Annotated in this window: 14 protein-coding genes and 1 pseudogene; 4 read left to right on the top strand and 11 right to left on the bottom strand. The window is 69.4% G+C overall.

Features of this window, described 5'->3' with window-relative positions; all coding sequences use genetic code 11:
* The 3 genes from smc to R6V09_RS23595 all read right to left on the bottom strand — a co-directional run.
* Positions 1–2,547, bottom strand: a 2,547-nt coding sequence (gene smc / locus R6V09_RS23605) for a chromosome segregation protein SMC (protein ID WP_317883428.1), incomplete at its 3' end; no start/stop codon positions are given.
* 218 nt (positions 2,548–2,765) lie between these two features.
* Positions 2,766–2,966 carry a hypothetical protein gene (locus R6V09_RS23600; RefSeq protein WP_033282668.1) on the bottom strand — a complete coding sequence of 67 codons (201 nt, stop codon included), beginning with the start codon at positions 2,964–2,966 and terminating at the stop codon, positions 2,766–2,768.
* Positions 2,967–3,358: 392 nt separating this feature from the next.
* Positions 3,359–3,640: an acylphosphatase gene (locus R6V09_RS23595; protein WP_317883427.1), complete on the bottom strand. Its 282-nt coding sequence runs from the start codon at positions 3,638–3,640 to the stop codon at positions 3,359–3,361.
* 155 nt (positions 3,641–3,795) lie between these two features.
* Here R6V09_RS23595 and R6V09_RS23590 point away from each other — a divergent pair, with 155 nt between their 5' ends.
* Together R6V09_RS23590 and R6V09_RS23585 are read left to right on the top strand one after the other, a co-directional pair.
* Positions 3,796–5,067, top strand: a complete 1,272-nt coding sequence (locus R6V09_RS23590) for a CAP domain-containing protein (protein WP_317883426.1) — start codon at positions 3,796–3,798, stop codon at positions 5,065–5,067.
* An 81-nt stretch (positions 5,068–5,148) separates the two neighbouring features.
* Positions 5,149–5,550 carry a winged helix-turn-helix transcriptional regulator gene (locus R6V09_RS23585; protein WP_317883425.1) on the top strand — a complete coding sequence of 134 codons (402 nt, stop codon included), beginning with the start codon at positions 5,149–5,151 and terminating at the stop codon, positions 5,548–5,550.
* A 4-nt stretch (positions 5,551–5,554) separates the two neighbouring features.
* On the opposite strand, the gene mutM is transcribed toward R6V09_RS23585, so the two are convergent.
* The 8 genes from mutM to R6V09_RS23545 all read right to left on the bottom strand — a co-directional run bounded on the left by mutM (position 5,555) and on the right by R6V09_RS23545 (position 13,881).
* Entirely contained in the window at positions 5,555–6,409 is an 855-nt protein-coding gene (gene mutM / locus R6V09_RS23580; RefSeq protein ID WP_317883424.1) for a bifunctional DNA-formamidopyrimidine glycosylase/DNA-(apurinic or apyrimidinic site) lyase, read from the bottom strand.
* Between the two features lie 79 nt (positions 6,410–6,488).
* Complete coding sequence (rnc, locus tag R6V09_RS23575; protein WP_442810114.1) at positions 6,489–7,331, bottom strand: ribonuclease III; 843 nt, start codon at positions 7,329–7,331, stop codon at positions 6,489–6,491.
* A 19-nt stretch (positions 7,332–7,350) separates the two neighbouring features.
* Positions 7,351–7,524, bottom strand: a complete 174-nt coding sequence (gene rpmF, locus R6V09_RS23570; protein WP_015657589.1) for a 50S ribosomal protein L32 — start codon at positions 7,522–7,524, stop codon at positions 7,351–7,353.
* Between the two features lie 2 nt (positions 7,525–7,526).
* Positions 7,527–8,180, bottom strand: coding sequence for a YceD family protein (locus R6V09_RS23565; RefSeq protein WP_317883422.1), 654 nt, complete (start codon positions 8,178–8,180; stop codon positions 7,527–7,529).
* Positions 8,181–8,313: 133 nt separating this feature from the next.
* Positions 8,314–9,387, bottom strand: a complete 1,074-nt coding sequence (locus tag R6V09_RS23560; RefSeq protein ID WP_317883421.1) for an ATP synthase F0 subunit B — start codon at positions 9,385–9,387, stop codon at positions 8,314–8,316.
* A 99-nt stretch (positions 9,388–9,486) separates the two neighbouring features.
* Entirely contained in the window at positions 9,487–9,966 is a 480-nt protein-coding gene (gene coaD, locus R6V09_RS23555) for a pantetheine-phosphate adenylyltransferase (protein ID WP_262059104.1), read from the bottom strand.
* 26 nt (positions 9,967–9,992) lie between these two features.
* Positions 9,993–10,580: a 16S rRNA (guanine(966)-N(2))-methyltransferase RsmD gene (gene rsmD, locus R6V09_RS23550; protein ID WP_317883420.1), complete on the bottom strand. Its 588-nt coding sequence runs from the start codon at positions 10,578–10,580 to the stop codon at positions 9,993–9,995.
* Positions 10,581–10,659: 79 nt separating this feature from the next.
* Entirely contained in the window at positions 10,660–13,881 is a 3,222-nt protein-coding gene (locus tag R6V09_RS23545) for a helicase-related protein (RefSeq protein WP_317883419.1), read from the bottom strand.
* A gap of 169 nt (positions 13,882–14,050) precedes the next feature.
* Between R6V09_RS23545 and R6V09_RS23540 the strand changes: the two genes are divergently transcribed.
* Both R6V09_RS23540 and R6V09_RS23535 read left to right on the top strand, forming a co-directional pair.
* The gene (locus R6V09_RS23540; protein WP_317883418.1) at positions 14,051–15,877 is read left to right on the top strand and encodes an HSP90 family protein; all 1,827 of its coding nucleotides are present in this window, start codon (positions 14,051–14,053) and stop codon (positions 15,875–15,877) included.
* Positions 15,877–17,743, top strand: a pseudogene (locus R6V09_RS23535) (tetratricopeptide repeat protein); the annotation flags it as partial. The gene R6V09_RS23540 and the pseudogene R6V09_RS23535, both read left to right, overlap by 1 nt.

The raw sequence follows: 17,743 nt of genomic DNA, 5'->3' as shown, positions 1-17,743 counted from the left end.
GAGCCGCTGCTCCGCCCGCGCCCGCGCCTCACGCTCCGCGCGCGCCCCCCGGTCCAGCGAATCGGCCCGCCCGGCAAGCCCCTTGACCCGCTCCTCATGCGTACGGACCTGAAGCCGCGCCTCCATCTCGGTCTGCCGAGCGTTGGCCCCATCGGCGGCGAGCCGATCCCGCACGGAGGTGTCGGGCTCTTCCTCGACCGGCATCTCCTCGGCAACGGCGAGCCGTTCGGCCAGCACTTCAGCCTCTTCTACGGCCTTGTCGAGCGCCTCCTGCGCCCGTGCGGCGGCAGCGGCGGACCGTTCCGCCTCACCTGCGGCCCCGCGCGCCTGCCCGGCCAGCCGTCCCAACTGCTGTGCTACGGCCGACTTCTCGCGCTCGGCCGCACGGCGCCGCTCCCCCAACTCCTCGACCAGCGCGGCACATTCCTTGCGCCGCTCGGCTGCGGCCTGCTGGGCGCCGGTCAACTCCTCGCAGCGGACTGCCAGTTCTTCGAGTTCTGTGGCGGCTTCGTCCACGGAGGCCTGGACTTCGAGGAGGCTGGGGGCGCCGGCGGAGCCGCCGTGGGCGAAGTGGGCGCCGAGTAGGTCGCCTTCGGCGGTTACTGCGGTCAACTCGGGATGTGTGTATACGAGTTGTTCGGCGGCTTCGAGGGTGTCCACGACGACGATGTTGTGGAGGAGGCGGCGGATGGCGGGCATGAGGTCGTTGGGGGCGCGTACCAGGTCAGCCGCGAAAGGTAGTTGGGCGTCTGCGGGTGCATCGTGGCTGGTCGCGCCGTTCCCCGCGCCCCTTTGGGGCGCCCTGGCCACCGGCGATGAAACGTCCACGTCTCCTGCCAACAGCAGTGCCGCCCTGCCCCCGTCCTGCTTGCGCAGCAAGCGGATCGCGTCCGCCGCCGACGCCGGAGTCGTCACCGCGATCGCGTCCGCCGCCGCGCCGAAGGCCGCCGCCAGGGCGACCTCGTGACCCGGGGTCACCGTCAGCAGTTCCGCCGCCGGGCCCAGGATTCCGGTGAGGCGGTCGCGGGCGCCGAGCAGTATCCCGGTGCCGTCCTTCCGCCGTAGGCCCAGCGCCAGTGCGTCGCGGCGGGCCTGGGTGGCGGCGCGTTGGCGTTCTGCCGCTGTGGACGCCTCGCGGGCGGCGGACTGGGCGGCTTCAGCCTCTGAGAGCCCGGCCCTGGCCACCTGGTGCTGTTCGGAGAGTTCCTCGTCGCCGGCGTCGAGGCCGTCGACCTCGGCCTGGAGTGTCTCGTACTCCTCCTGTGCGGTGGTCGCCCGCTCCTGGGCCTCGTCTCGGGCGGAGGCGAGGCGGTCGATCTCGGCCTGGGCGGAGGCGGCGCGTGAACGGGCCGCGTTGACCTGACCGTTGAGCCGGGCGAGGCCCTCGCGGCGGTCGGCGATGGAACGGGCGACGTCCTTCAACCGCCGTTCCTCGGCGATGAGTTCGCGCTCCAGTTCGGAGCGGTGGGCGACCGTGTCCTCCAGGGCGTGCTCGGCCGCCTCCAGGGCCGCTTCCAACTCGGCTTCCTGCTCGCGGATCCGGGCGGCCTCGCGCTCCATGTCCTCGGGGTCACGGCCGCGCCGTTCCTCGGGCGGGGCCGACGTCGCGCTCTTCACCCGGGCGTCGGCGAGCGAGACCGTGCCGCGCACCCGCTCGGCCAGCTGGGACAGCTCGTACCAGGTCTGCTGGGCGCGCTGGAGACGCGGGGTGAGCTGCCGTACCTCGTCCTCCAGGAGCCCCTCGCGCTGAAGGGCCTTGCGCAGCTCCAGTTCGGCGGACTCCTTGCGTTCCTTCAAGGCGGCCTCGTCGGCGATCTCGGTGTTCAGCGCCTGGTGGAGCCGTACGAGATCGTCGGCCAACAGCCGCAGGCGCGCGTCTCGGAGATCCGCCTGGATGACGGCGGCGCGGCGGGCGACCGCGGCCTGGCGGCCCAGGGGCTTGAGCTGGCGGCGGAGTTCGTCGGTCAGGTCCTGCACGCGCGCGAGGTTGGCCTGCATCGCGTCCAGTTTGCGGAGCGCCTTCTCCTTGCGCTTGCGGTGCTTGAGGACTCCCGCCGCTTCCTCGATGAAGGCGCGGCGGCCCATCGGGTCGGCGTGGAGTACGGAGTCGAGCTGGCCCTGGCCGACGATGACGTGCATCTCGCGGCCGATGCCGGAGTCGGAGAGGAGTTCCTGGATGTCGAGGAGGCGACACGTGTCGCCGTTGATCTGGTACTCGCTGCCGCCGTTGCGGAACATGATCCGCGTGATGGTGACCTCGGCGTATTCGATGGGCAGCGCCCCGTCGGAGTTGTCGATGGTCAGGGACACCTCGGCGCGGCCCAGCGGGGGGCGGCCGGTGGTGCCGGCGAAGATGACGTCCTCCATCTTGCCGCCGCGCAGGGACTTGGCGCCCTGTTCGCCCATGACCCAGCTGAGCGCGTCCACGACATTGGACTTGCCCGAGCCGTTCGGACCGACGACGCACGTGATCCCCGGCTCGAACCGGAGCGTGGTCGCCGAGGCGAACGACTTGAACCCTCGCAGGGTCAGGGCCTTGAGGTGCACGGCGCTGGACTCTACCTTCCGCTGCTCGCTCTCTCCATGAACGTCCGGTTCCCCGCGGTTTCGCCCTTGAACGTGCAGGGCACACCAAACGTTAAAGAGGGTGGAGGCTTGCGGGGGAAAGAAAGAAGGGACGCCGAAGCGTCCCTTGCAAACTCTGACAACTTAGCGGTTGATGCAGGCCGCCCAACCACTGCTTGTCATGTGATGCGTCGCAGTGATCAGGTGAGCGCGGGCTCCGCCTGGCGTGCGTCGAGCTCGAGAAGCGAATCGTGAGTTGCGGCAGCCGTGAGCGCGTCGTTCTCGTCCTGGATCCGAACAAGCTCGGATTCCAGGTCCTGGACGCGTTGCTGGAGCCGTCGCATCTCGGCGAGGAGTCGCGGGTCGGAGCCGCCGACGTAACCGAGAAGCGCCTTTGCCATGATGGATGGTCCTCCACACTGAGTGACCGACCGAAGCGGTGTGGGTCGTGAGGGAATCGCACCCGCGATGCTTGACACGCGTGAGGGTTGCTCTGCTGTTCTTCCATGCCAAACAGCTAAGGTGCGCGGGGTTTTCAGCGTCTCACCAAAATGTTTGACGGTCAACACGATCACGCCCCGTATTGGCGGGCAACCCGGGGGTACGCGGCCCTGACCGGGCGGCGCTGCGACTCCTGCGGGGCCTGACGGGAATGGCGATCATCCTTAGGTGCGGAGCCTGCCAGAGCGAGCCGTTCTTGGCAACCACCAGGTCATTTCTGCTGTGGGCAGGTGCCGGCGGCATGCCCCTCCCCTTCCGCCAGGGCCGCTTTACACCTTTCCGGAGAATGTGTTCAGCGGATCGCGAAGCCGTCGTAGCCGCCGCGAGGTGTGTCCCAGATCTCGGTGACGCCGTCCACGCGCCCGGGCGTGTCGTGTCCCTGGAGCCAGTCGAGGAGTCCTTCGCAGCCCTCGCGCGATCCCTCCGCGACCACTTGCACGCGTCCGTCGCCCAAATTGAGAGCAAAACCACTCAGGCCGCCGATCTCCAGGGCTTTGGCACGGGTAAACCACCGAAAACCCACACCTTGCACACGCCCTCGCACCCAGGCGACCAACCGCACATCCTCGCTCATGGCTGCAACCTAACCGGCCAATGTCTCTCCGGACACTTGCTCCCCACCCGCCATGCGGTACCGTCCGCCCCAATGAATCTCATATGAAACTCACTCGATCGAGTGAGCTGGGTCACCGCACGGACGAGTTGACCGCAAGGACGAAAGGCAAGGACATGGGACGCCACCGACGCTCCGCCGCCGGCCGCGCCGCCACGAGCCGCGCCACGGGGGTCACAGAGACGCACGGCTCATACACGAGCGGCTACGACCCGCAGGACTCGTACGACTGGAACGACCGGGCCGACGGTTCCGACTGGAACGCCGCCGACGGCTCGACGATCGGCATGGCGCCCTATCTGCACCCGGAGGGCCCCGCCGAGTTCCACCCGAACCGCCAGGCCCACACCGACCGCCCGATACACACCGACAGCCAGGTCCGCGCCAACTACGCCGGCCAGCCGAACCACGAGGCCCCTCCGAAGTCGGAGGCCCGGCTGCGGGCCGAGAGCCGACTGAAGTCCGACTCCCGGCTGAAGAGCGAGGCCTATCTCTTCGCCACCGAGGAGGACTACGCCGTGGTCTTCCCCGAGGCGGCGAGCGCCTCCTCCCGGGGTGACGGCTCACGCCCGGGCCGTGGTCGCCGTCGCAAGCGCAAGAGTGTGACGCCGGTCAAGACGGGCCTGATCGGGGTCTCCGCCGCCGTCGCCATCGGCACGGTCGCGGTCGCCACGGGTGCGATGCCAGGGCTGGAGAACTACAAGCTCGGCGGCGGCAACAACAGCGACAAGGTGCAGGCCGCGGGCTCGCCGTCCAACTCGGCGGCCGAGCAGGGCGGCACCTCCGGCAGCGCGGAGTCCCGCGACTCGGGCTCGTCCACGAGCCGTGACGCGAACCGCGCGGCCTCCCCGTCGGCGGCTCCGACCAAGTCCGCCACCGCTCCCGCCACCAAGGCCCCGGCGAAGAAGCCGGCGGCCACCCCGACCGAGGAGCCGACGACCACGACTCCGTCGGCGAAGCCCACTCCGACGCCGACACAGTCCGCGGACACGCCGGTGACGGTCTCCGCGGAGGCCACCGCCGAGGCCGAGGTGCTCAAGCTCGTCAACGAGCAGCGGGCGATCGCCGGCTGCAGCCCGGTGGCCGCCAACAGCTCGCTGACCACACTGGCCGAGAACTTCAGCCAGCAGATGGCCACCGAGGACTTCTTCGACCACACCGACCCCAGCGGGGCCACCCCCTGGGACCGGGCGGAGAAGCTCGGCATCACCAACCTCGGCGGCGAGAACATCGCCCGCGGCCAGGCCGACGCCGCCGCGGTCATGGACGCCTGGATGAACAGCCCCGGCCACAAGGCCAACATCCTGAACTGCGATTTCAAGACCCTGGGCGTCGGTGTGCACTTCGGCACCGGTGGTCCGTGGTGGACGCAGGACTTCGGGTACTAGTCCGACCGACCGGGACAGGGAGCGCTAACCAACGGTTAGTGCTCCCTTCTGGTTAGCGCTGCGTTCGCGTACGCTGAAGAAATGGACACCACCCAGCCACGTACGGAGGAGCAGAACTTCCCGTACAGCGTGTTCGCGAAGGCCTGTCCCTCCCGAGGCACCCTGGAGCACGTCACAGGCCGCTGGGGCGGACTCACCCTGTGCGCGCTGCACGAGGGCTCACTGCGCTTCAACGAGCTGCGGCGGCGCGTCGACGGCGTGAGCGAGAAGATGCTCTCGCAGACCCTGCAGGCGCTGGAGCGCGACGGCCTGGTCCACCGCGAGGCCCAGCCGACGAACCCGCCCCGCGTGGACTACGAGCTGACCCCGCTCGGACACGGCGTCGCCGAACGCCTGATGGGACTCGTCGACTTCGTGGAGTCCCGCATGGACGACGTCCTCACGGCCCGCACGCGCTACGACGAGACACGCGGCGGTCTCTGAGCGCCTAACCGCGCGGCGGCCTCTGGCACTTCGGGCAGAAGTAGCTCGACCGGTTCATCCAGGCCTGCCGCTTCATCGGCGTACCGCAGCGCCGGCACGGCAGGTCCTCGCGGCCGTACGCGTCGAGCGAGCGGTCGAAGTAGCCAGACTCCCCGTTCACGTTGACGTACAGGCTGTCGAAGCTGGTGCCGCCCACGTCGAGGGCCGCGTTCATCACATCCCGTGCGTGGCCCAGGAGTTCGGCGGTGCGCGGGCGGGTGAAGGTCGCGGTCGGGCGTTCGTAGTGGACGCGGGCCCGCCAAAGGGCCTCGTCCGCATAGATGTTGCCGACTCCGCTGATCAACGACTGGTCGAGCAGCGCCCGTTTGATGGTCGTCCGCTTGCGGCGCAGGGCCTGGTGGAACAACTCGTCGTCGAACAGCGGGTCCAGGGGGTCACGCGCGATGTGCGCGATGACGTCCGGCAGCCCGTCCGGGGTGGTGTCGTGCAACGACAGCCCGCCGAAGGTGCGTTGGTCGACGAAGCGGAGTTCGGTACCGAGGGCGTCGGCGAAGCGGACCCGGATGCGCAGGTGCTTCTCGTCGGGGAACTCGTGCTGCTGGACGAGGAGTTGGCCGCTCATCCCGAGGTGGGCCAGCACCGCCTGATCGGTGTCCTCAAGCGGCAGCCACAGGTACTTGCCGCGCCGGCTCGGGGTGCCGATGCGATGGCCCTTGAGGCGGTGCGCGAAGTCGTCGGCGCCGGCGACATGGCGTCGTACCGCACGCGGATGCAGTACCTCGGCGTCGGCGACGGTGCGCTGGGCGACCCACCGCTCCAGACCCCGCCGGACGACCTCGACCTCGGGCAACTCGGGCATGGCATCCCCTGTTGGTCACGGGTGAATGAGCCGAGCGCCCGCCCCACTCGGGGACGGGCGCTCGGGTCGCGCTGTTCGGTCAGGCGGACGCCGACGACGGGTCGGCGCTCTCCTCGGCAGGCTGCTCAGCGGCCTCGGTGACGACCTCGGCGGTCTGTTCGGCCGCCTCCTTCGCCTTCTTGGCTCGCTCGTCCGCGTCGGCCCGGATGGACCGCCAGGCGGACTCGGCGGCCTGCTGCTCCGCCTCCTTCTTGCTGCGGCCGGTGCCGGTGCCGTACGAGACGCCTCCGACGCGGGCGGCAGCAGTGAAGGTCTTCTCGTGATCGGGACCGGTCTCCGTGACCAGGTACTCGGGCACGCCGAGACTTTCGGTCGCGGTGAGCTCCTGGAGACTGGTCTTCCAGTCCAGGCCGGCACCGAGGTTCGAGGACTTCTCGATCAGCGGGTCGAACAGGCGATGTACCAGTTCGGAGGCCGCGTCGAGGCCCTGGTCGAGATAGACCGCGCCGATCACCGCTTCAAGGGTGTCGGCGAGGATGGACGCCTTGTCCCGGCCACCCGTGCCCTCTTCACCGCGGCCGAGCCGGATGAAGGAGCCGAGTTCCAGACCGCGACCGACCTCCGCCAGCGCACGAGAATTGACCACCGCGGCCCGCAGCTTGGCCAGTTGGCCTTCGGGCAGGTCGGGGTGGGTCGTGTACAGCGTGTCCGTGACGACGAGGCCGAGCACGGAGTCCCCGAGGAACTCCAGCCGCTCGTTCGTCGGCAGACCGCCGTTCTCGTACGCGTACGAACGGTGGGTCAGCGCACGCACCAGAAGGGCGGACTCAAGGTGATACCCGAGCCGCCCTTCCAACAGCGTGTGGGACGAGGCCGTGTCCGCGTGTTTCTTGGCGGTCGATTCCGCCTTGACGTCAGACATGGAGCCTCTCACCAGCCGCTCAGACCTCGAGAACCTGGCGCTTGTTGTACGTGCCGCAAGACGGGCACGCGATGTGCTGCTGCTTGGGCTCGTGGCAGCGCTCGCACGCAACCAGAGGGGTGACCGCAGCCTTCCACTGCGACCGGCGGTGGCGCGTGTTGCTGCGCGACATCTTCCGCTTCGGAACAGCCACGGCTACTTCTCCTGCTTCTCGTTGGCGCGCGCCGGTCGGGGCGCTTCGCCACTGATCTCGTCCTTCTCGCCGTCTTCGAGTGAACCGGCGAGTCCCTGCAGTGCCGCCCAACGGATGTCGACGGCTTCGTGGTGGTGGTCCGGGTCGTCCGTGAGCCGCACTCCGCACTCGGAGCACAGGCCCAGACAGTCGTCCTGGCACACCGGCTGCATCGGCAGTGCGAGCACCACCGCATCGCGCAGCACGGGTTCGAGGTCGAACAGGCCGTCCTCGATGAAGAGCATGTCCTCGTCGTCCTCGGCGTCGTCGACCGGTTCCGCTTTGGGGCGGCCACGGTCGTCGGCGTCAGGGTACGAGAACATCTCCTGGAATTCCGCTTCGAGCGACAGCTCAAGCGGCTCCAGACACCTTACGCACTCCCCCTTGGCCTGTGCACGGGCGGTGCCTGTGACAAGCACCCCTTCCATGACCGACTCAAGGCGGAGGTCGAGCTTCACCGGGGCGCCTTCCGGCACTCCGATGACTCCCTGGATCCCGAGATCCTTGGGAGCGTCGATAGAACGGGTCAGGCGCTGCAGCGCACCAGGACGCCGCCCCAGCTCGTGAGTGTCGAACACGAGAGGGTTGCGGTGGTCGAGGCGGGCGTTCAGAGCCATTCCTGTCTTTCGGTCTGCTGAGCTCAAGGGACGCTGCCCTTCGGTGCTTCCGGGCAGCGTTGATCGCGGACGTACACGCGACCGAAGAACCAGGATACTGGACCTTTCGCTCACGGCCCAATCCGGTGGTCCCTTACAGGCCTCGGCCCTGCTCGTACGCCCGCAGCTGCTCCGCGCTGATCATGCCGGTGTCGAAGAGGCTGGTCTCGTCGAGCGCGTAACCCTGCTGCTGAGCCTGCTGGTCGACCTGGGCCTGCTGCATCTGGTTCGGGTCGTACACGGGCTGCTGGCCGGTGTCGTAGCCCTGATAGGCGTACGGGTCGGCCTGCTGGTACCCGTAGGGGTCCTGCTGCTGGGGCTGGGCGTACTGCTGCTGGTAGCCGTACTGGTCCTGCTGCTGGCCCGTCTGCTGGTAGTCGTACGCCGCCTGCGGGGCGTAGTCCTGCTGCTCGGGCTGGAGCGGGGTGTTCGAGACCGGGGTGTCCGTGACGGTCGCGAGGTCGGCGAGGTAGTCGGCGTCGCTGGTGTGCTGGACCTGGCTGCCGTCGTCGTCGAAGGCGAGGGCGCCGAGGTCGTCACTGGCGATCCGGCCGTGCAGCTTCTGCCGGCCCTTTCCTACGGCCTCCAGGGTCTTGGCGAGGACCGCCTCGAAGGCGCCGAGTTTGACGTCCACGTACGCGTCGGCGTCGCGGCGCAGGGTCTCCGGGTCGTGGCTGCGCTCGGGGGCGTCCTCGTCCTCGTAGCCCTGGTCGTCGATGCCGGGGCCCGTGCCGAGCAGCTTCTCGCGGCCTCGCCCGACCGAGCCGAGGGTCTTGGTGAGGACGACCTCGAAGTTGGCGAGCTTGGAGTCGACGTAGTCGTCGGCCTCCGCGCGGACCTCCTCGGCCTCCTGGCGGGCCTCGGCGAGGATGCGGTCGGCCTCGTTCTGCGAGCGGCGGGCGACCTCGGTGTCGGAGATCAGCGAGCCGCGCTCGGCGTGCGCGGTCTGGATGATCCGCTCGGCCTCCTGGCGGGCCTGCTCGGCCATCTCGTGCCGGCCGCCGATCAGCTCCTGCGCCTCGGCCAGCGAGTCGGGCAGCGCCGCACGCACCTCTTCGAGCAGCGTGAGCAGCTCGGCGCGGTTGACCACGCACGAGGCCGACATGGGCATGGACCGGGCGCTGGAGACCGAGGCGACGATCTCGTCGAGCTTCTTCTGCACGTCCACCGTGTGCTCGCCACTCTCTACCGACGTGTTGGAGACGGACGGGTCGACTGTACGACCACTCCCGTCCCGCCCGACACCGGGTGACGCACAGTCAGTGCATCAGGCCTTGCCGATCCGGCCCTTGAGCGCTTCCAGGACCACCGGCGGCACGAGGTGGGAGATGTCGCCGCCCCAGGTCGCGACCTCCTTGACCAGCGAGGAGGACAGGAAGCTGTAGGTGGGGCTGGTCGGGATGAACAGGGTTTCGACGCCCGACAGTCCGTTGTTCATCTGCGCCATCTGGAGCTCGTAGTCGAAGTCGCTGACCGCGCGCAGGCCCTTGACGATGGCGGGGATGTCGCGCTGCTTGCAGTAGTCGACGAGGAGGCCGTGGTAGGCCTCGACCTGCACATTGCCGAACTCGGCCGTGACCTCGCGGATCAGTTCGATCCGCTCGTCGACGGTGAACAGGCCCTTCTTCGACTGGTTGATCATCACGACGACGTGCACGACGTCGTACAGCCGGGAGGCACGGGCGATGATGTCGAGGTGGCCATTGGTGATGGGGTCGAAGGACCCTGGACAAACGGCGCGGCGCACTTGATTTCCCTCGCTCTCCGGTCCGGTCATCGTGCGTCTTCGCACGTAGAGGCGGCGCGACCGTACCAAAAGGTCCCCTCGCCGTAACGACGGGCCCGGATCCCCTCGAAACCGTCCGGCCACCCGAATTCGCCGCCTCTGGTGCTGCGCTCCACGGTGACGAGCGCGTCCGGCGCGAGCCAGCCCCCCGACCGGAGTGTGAGGAGAATCTCCCGAAGATCGTGATCTGGGACAACATACGGCGGATCGAGAAAGACGATGTCGTACGGGTCTGCCGGCGCCGGTGTCTGGACGACCTGTTCGGCCTTGCCCGCCCTGACCTCGGCGCCGGGGAGGCCGACGTTCTTGACGTTCTCCCTGATGACCCGGGCGGCCTTGGCGTCGGCCTCTACGAGGAGGGTGTGGCTCGCGCCGCGGGAGAGGGCTTCGAGGCCGATGGCGCCTGAGCCTGCGTAGAGGTCGAGGACGCGTTCGCCGTTCAAGGGGGCGCCGAGGAGGGACTGCCAGGTGGAGAAGAGGCCCTCGCGTGCGCGGTCGGAGGTGGGGCGGGTGCCGGTGCCTGGCGGCACGGCGAGTCGACGTCCGCCGGCTTGGCCGGCGATCACGCGGGTCATCTTGGGTCCTTGTTCGTCGGTCAGTGCAGGTTCATTGTGGCTGGTCGCGCAGTTCCCCGCGCCCCTGGGTGGGGCAGCCCTAGCCCTTCTCCAAGTACTGCTCTCTTTCCTCGTCCAGCAACGCGTCCAGTGCCACACGCAGGCCCGGTAGACGCTCCAACTCGGGATCCGCCTCGACGACCGCCGTCGCCTCCTCCCTCGCCTCCGCGATGATCTCCTCGTCCTCGATGACCGACAGCACCCGCAGGGACGTGCGGGCACCGGACTGGGCCTGTCCCAACACATCGCCCTCTCTGCGCTGTTCGAGGTCGATGCGGGAGAGTTCGAAGCCGTCGAGTGTGGACGCGACGGAGTTGAGGCGCTGACGGGCCGGGCTCGCCTCGGGCATCTCGGTGACCAGGAGGCAGAGGCCGGCCGCGGAGCCACGGCCCACTCGGCCGCGCAGCTGGTGGAGTTGGGAGACGCCGAAGCGGTCCGCGTCCATGATCACCATGGCGGTGGCGTTGGGCACGTTGACGCCGACCTCGATGACCGTGGTGGCGACCAGGACGTCGGTGTCCCCGGCGGCGAAGCGGCGCATCACGGCGTCCTTGTCGTCGGGGTGCATACGGCCGTGCAGCACCTCGATCTTCAGGCCCTGGAGGGGGCCCTTGGCGAGCTGGGCGGCGATGTCGAGGACGGCGAGCGGCGGGCGCTTCTCGGCCTCGTCCTCTGCGGACTTCTTCTTGCCGGCCTTCTTGGGGTCGTCGTCCTCGTCGCCGATGCGTGGGCAGACGACGTAGGCCTGATGGCCGTTGCCCACCTCCTCGCGGACCCGTTCCCAGGCGCGGGCCAGGAAGTGGGGCTTGTCGGCGGCGGGGACGACATGGCTGGCGATGGGTGAGCGGCCGGCCGGGAGTTGGTCGAGGACCGAGGTCTCCAGGTCGCCGAAGACCGTCATGGCGACCGTGCGCGGGATGGGGGTGGCGGTCATGACGAGGAGGTGCGGGGGTTGTTTGCCCTTGCCTCGCAGGGCGTCGCGCTGTTCGACGCCGAAGCGGTGCTGTTCGTCGACCACGACCAGGCCCAGGTCGTGGAACTGGACCTTGTCCTCGATCAGCGCGTGCGTGCCGATCACGATCCCGGCCTCGCCGGTGACGAGGTCGAGGAGGGCCTGGCGGCGGGCGGCCGTCCCCATGGAGCCGGTGAGCAGCGTGACCTTGGTGGCCCGCTCGGCGCCGCCCAGCATCCCGCCCTCGGCCAACTCGCCCATCATCTCGGTGATGGAACGGTGGTGCTGCTGCGCGAGCACTTCGGTGGGCGCGAGCATCGCGGCCTGGCCGCCCGCGTCGACCACGGCGAGCATGGCTCGGAGGGCGACCATGGTGTTGTGGGTCACTGTGAAGTTGTCGGTGACGTAGGCGTGGCTGGGGTGCGCGACGCTGATGCACTGGACGGGCTTACGTCCGACATACTCAACTGCTCGGATTCCGCGGCGAAACGTGTTGTATTTCGGCCTGGTCCCTACGCGTTCGGCCTTGCGGGCGAGCCTGAACGGAGCGTATTCGTCAGGCAGGGCCACGGAGACATTGAAGGCCGCCATCTTCGGCAGGACGCGCGCTCGACCGCCGAGTGAACGCACCAGCCAAGCCACATCGTTCGCCAGTGCGAGCGAGGCAGAACAGAACGAGATGCTGAAGCCGTCCGCGTTGACGGTGCCATCCGTGTCCATCAGCCCTTGCAGCAGAGCTAGGCGGTTCTTGATCGATGTGTTCTTGAACTCGTCGGGAACGAACTTTCCGTGCGATGTGACACCCCAGAGATTCAACCCACGCAGGGTCTGGATCACGGGGTTGCGGACGCCTCCGGCACGTTGGGCGAGCTGAATGGTGAAGTCGCAGCAAGGACCCTTCACCGGGACCACTTGGCACTCCGGGGCCACAGCTGTCGCCACGGCATCACGAATCTCGTCGTCGATCGTGGAAAATCGCAGGTTGTGCCGGAATGAGCCGTCTCCCAGGAGAAGCCCGAAGAGGTAGGGATCGAGAGGCAGTCCGCAGTCGCCTCCGAGGTCGACCGGGGCCGCTGCCGGGACATACCACTTCGAAGATCCGTTGGCCTTGAACGTGTCCAGGCGGATCTCCCTCGTCGTCATGACTTTGGGAGCTTGTCCTCGGTGCCATCCGCAGCTCGTGCCGACGATCCAAAGGTGCTCGTCGTCGCACTCCACATGGCTTCCGTCGGAAAGGACCAAGCGCCAGACCTCGCGCTCTCCCTGGGGGAAGACACCGTCGATCAGCGCGATTTCCCCGCCCGGCACAACAAGTTCGTCCCCCACCTTCAGATCGCCCATACGACGGAACCCGGCAGGCGTGAGCACGAGCGAGTCGAGCGGCTGCGCCTTGCCCGAACCAACCTCCCCCTGCAGCAACCGATGCATCGGATGCTGCGTCGCCAGGTCGTCGAAGATCTCCTTGGAGACCTTCAGCTGGCCGTCCGTGAGGGTGAAGGGGAGGCGGTCGTCGAAGGCGGTGAGGAGGCCGTCCGGGGACGGTTTGCGGGCTACCGCCGGGAGTTGGGCGTCGGTGTGGCGGCGGCGGGCCAGGGCGACCTGGAGGACGAAGGCCTCGTCCCACTTGAGGCGGTCGCGGGCGGTGGCGATGTCCGCCTTGGTGTGGGGGCGGTGGATCTTGAGGAGGGCTTCCGGGAGGGAGACCAGGCCGCGGCCCTCGCGGAGGGAGTCCGGGAGGGGGTCGACGGCCTCCTGGGCGCTGGGCAGGGCTGTCTGGAGCGCCTTGCCGATCTTCCAGGACTCCAGTTTGGCGGTGGCGGGATAGATGGGGATCAGGGTGCCCGCCCAGGTCTCGACCGCGTCCTCGGCGTCGCCCTTCAGCAACTCGTATGCCGGATGCGCGAGTTGCAGACGGCGGTTGAAGACGGAGACCTTGCCGGCGAACATCGCGCGTGTGCCCGGCAGCAGTTCCTTGTGGGGTTTGTGAACTCCCGAGCCGAAGAAGACGAGTTGGAGCCGGCCGCTGCCGTCCGTGATCGTGACTTCGAGTCGCTGGCCCTTGCCCCGGGGGGCCTTGCTGGACGCGAAGGTGTGCAGCCGGGCGTCGGCGACCTGGGCGACCACGGTGACGTGCTCGTCCATCGGCAGGTCGGCGAGGTGCGTGAGCTGGCCGCGCTCCTCGTATCTGCGCGGGTAGTGGTGCAGGAGGTCGCCCACCGTGTGCAGGCCGAGATGCTCGGCCATCACCTTCGCGGTGGCGGGGCCGAGCACCTTTTTCAGGGGTTCTTCCAGTGCGGGCACGAGATCCATTGCACACCACGCCACTGACAATGCCGTATACGTCTCGCGAAACCCCTGGTCAGGCGGGTCGTTCGGGCCCTAGGATGGCGCGCTCCGGCCATCCCCCGCGGTCACCGCCTCACAGGGACCGCCCGACCCTCGCGCCGTTCGCACCTTCCCCCACCTCGGCGCTGCGACGATGGACTCCCAGACCTCACAGTCATCCCAGGCATCAGAGCCACCTCATACGTTCCAGGTCGACCTGCGCGGTCTGGTGGACCTCCTCTCCCATCACCTCTACTCCAGCCCCAAGGTCTATCTGCGCGAACTGCTGCAGAACGCGGTGGACGCGATCACCGCCCGCCGGGCCGAGCAGCCCGACGCCCCCGCCCAGGTGCGGTTGTACGCCGAGGGCGGCACCCTGCGCGTCGAAGACTCCGGCGTCGGGCTCACCGAGGCGGACGTGCACAACCTCCTTGCGACGATCGGCCGTAGCTCCAAGCGCGCGGACGGACTCCAGGAGGCCCGCTCGGAGTTCCTCGGGCAGTTCGGCATCGGGCTGCTCGCCTGTTTCGTGGTCGCCGAGCGGATCCGGGTCGTCAGCCGCAGCGCCCGTACGCCCGACGCGCCGCCCGTGGAGTGGACGGCGGCCGACGACGGCTCGTACACCGTGCGGACACTGCCCGTCGCCGAGCATCCCGAACCGGGCACCACCGTCCACCTGGTGGCGCGTGCCGGGGCCGGCGAGTGGCTCACCAAGGAGCGGGTCCTCGCGCTGGCGCGGGACTTCGGGGCGCTGCTGCCGTACGACGTGCGGGTGGACGGTGAGGCGATCACCGATCTGCCCGCGCCCTGGGACCGGTCGTATCCGAGTCCCGGTGCCCGCAGGGTGGCGCTGGCGCGGCACTGCCACGAGCTGTTCGGGTTCACGCCGCTGGACTCGATCGAGCTGTCCGTGCCGCTCGCCGGGATCCGCGGGGTCGCCTATGTGCTGCCGTCGGCGGTGAGCCCGGCGCAGCGTGCCACGCACCGGGTGCATCTCAAGGGCATGCTGCTGACCGAGCGGGCCGAACAGCTGCTGCCCGACTGGGCGTTCTTCGTGCGCTGTGTGCTGGACACGGACAGTCTGCGGCCCACGGCCTCGCGCGAGTCGCTGTACGAGGACGAGACGCTGGCCGCCGTACGGGAGGCGCTCGGGGAAAGGATTCGCTCCTGGCTGACCGGGCTGGCGGCGGGCGATCCGGAGCGGCTGGCCGCGTTCCTGTCGGTGCACCACCTGGGGGTGAAGTCCCTGGCGCGGCACGACCCGGAGATGCTGCGCACGATGCTGCCGTGGCTCCCCTTCGAGACGACCGACGGACGGGTCTCCCTGGAGGAGTTCGCGCAGCGGCACCCGGTGGTGCACTTCACGCGGACCGTCGAGGAGTACCGGCAGGTCGCCCCGATCGCGTCAGCGCAGGGCATCGGGGTGATCAACGGCGGTTACACCTACGACGGCGAGCTGGTCGAGGCACTGCCGTCGGTGCGCCCGGGGACGGTGGTCGCCGAGCTGGACTCGGACACCGTGACCGCGCACCTGGACTCCGTGGACCCGGCCGAGGAGCTGGCCCTGGCGGACTTCCTGGCCGCCGCGCGGGCCAAGCTGGACCCCCTGGGCTGCGATGTGGTCCTCCGGGCGTTCCATCCCCTGTCGGTGCCCGCGCTGCACCTGGACGACCGCTCGGCCCGGCACGAGCAGGCCCGCGCGGAGGCCGAGGAGCAGGCCGACGACCTGTGGGCGGGCATCCTGGGTTCGCTGCGGGGCAGCGCTCCACGCGCGCGTCTCGTGCTCAACCATCTCAACCCGCTGATCCGGCGGATCAGTTCACTGAGGGACCGGGACCTGATCGGGACGGCCACGGAGTCGCTCTACGGGCAGGCACTCCTGATGGCGCAGCGACCACTGCGCCCCGCCGACTCGGCACTGCTGAACCGGGCGTTCATCGGCCTCCTGGAGTGGGCCACACACGGGGAGGGCGACCACTGATGACAGGGATCACGGACTTCGACGCGCTGCGCCGGGCGATGGCGGAGAACTCCGAGGAGCCGGAGGGACCGGCCCGCAACGCGCGCGCGGAGCAACTGCTCGCCGAGGCCGAGAAGCTGGACATCCCGCTCGCGGTGATCGAGGCGCTCGGACATCAGCTGAAGGTCTACAACTACAGCTCCGAGAAGGCCAAGATGTTCGTCCCCTTCGCGCGCCTGCTGCGCATGTGGGACGAACGGCCCGAGGACTTCGACGAGTACGAGATCCACTCGCTGCACTGGGTCTTCAAGTGGATGTCGTCCGGGATGCTCGGCCAGCCGCACATCCCGCTCGCGTCGATCGAGAAGTGGCTCGCCGAGATGGAGCACCGCTACCGGCTGGCCGGACACTCCGAACGGGCGGTGCGCAGCGCCGAGTTCAGCGTCGCCTCGCACGTCGGGGACCTGGCGCGGGCCGAGCGGGCGTACTCCGCGTGGCTGGCCGCCGACCGGGACACCATGGCCGACTGCCACGCGTGCGAACTGCACAGCCAGGGCGAGTGGCAGGTCGAGCGGGGGCGGGACGCCGAGGCCCTCGAACTGTGGGGTCCGGTCCTGGAGGGCGAGTTCACCTGCGCCCACGAACCGCACACCGTCCTCGCGTCCTCCCTGGCCCCCCTGCTGCGCCTCGGGCGGGCCGACGAGGCGCGCGCCCATCACCTGCGGGGTTTCCGGCTCGTACGGCCCATGGAGAGCATGCGGGGCGCGTACGCGGACCATGTGGAGTTCTGCGCGCTGAGCGGCAACGAGGCACGCGGTCTGGAGCTGCTGGCGGAGCGTCCTGCGTACTTCACGGACTCCGGGAACCCGCGCAGCGGGCTGGAGTTCCTGTCCGCGGTGACGTTGCTGATGGACCGGCTGACCGGGCTGGGGCTCGGTGACCAGCGGGTGCCGGGACCGGCCGACCGCGCCTGGACGGCACGTGAACTCGCCGCCCACGCGCGCGTGGAGACCCTCGCGCTGGCCGCCCGCTTCGACGAGCGCAACGGCACGACCCATGTCGGCGACCGGGCACGCGCGCGTATGGATCAGCGCCCCCTGGTGGAACGACTGCCCCTGGGAGTGCGTTCGGCGGGACGGCCGACCATCGCACCGGTGACCGTCGCCAAGCCCGAACCGGCCCCGGAGAAGGACCTCTCCGAACTCCTCACGGAGGCACGGCGGCTGTCGGACACACTCCAACCGCACGCTGTGGAGGCCTGGTTGGCCGTCGCCCGGGCCGCCGAGGGCGTCGAGCTGGCCGCCCTCGACCGCGCCGAGATCGCCGACCACCAGGCAATGGACCAGGGCCCCGAGGGCATCGCCCTCTTCGAGCGCGCCGCCGAGCTGTACGCCGAGGCGGGCGACCCCGGGGAGGCGTGGGCGGCACGCGCGCGTGGGGCGTACGTACGCGCTCTCACGGGCGAGGTCGACGAGGCCCTCGCGGCGATCACCGAGCCGTACGACGGGGTGCTCGCCCTGTACGCTGAGGGCGCCACGGGCGTACGGCAGACGGCGGGCGTGCTGATGAGCCGGGCGCGCGTCCTGATGCGGGGCGTGCACGAGGACCCCTCGGGCGACTCCCCCGACGGGGAGGTGCTGGCCGCCGCCGAGGCCGCCGTCCGGGAGGTGCTGGCCCTGGTCGACGGACACACTGGGGACGATGTCCGGCTGGCCGCGCGGGGTGCCGAGGGGCAGGCGATGCTGGCCGAACTCGCGGTGCGGACCGGTGACATGGAGACGGCGGTGCGACTGTTCGCGAAGGCGTCGGCGGCTTTCGTGGACGCGGGGCTGCCGTGGTTCGCGGTGGAGTACGAGGCGCGGTCGGCCGGGCTCGCCCATCACCTCG

It is taken from the genome of Streptomyces sp. W16, from assembly GCF_033194735.1.
GTDB lineage: Bacteria > Actinomycetota > Actinomycetes > Streptomycetales > Streptomycetaceae > Streptomyces.
Note: the sequence above shows the minus strand (reverse complement) of the source record. Positions and strands in the feature narration are given on the sequence as shown.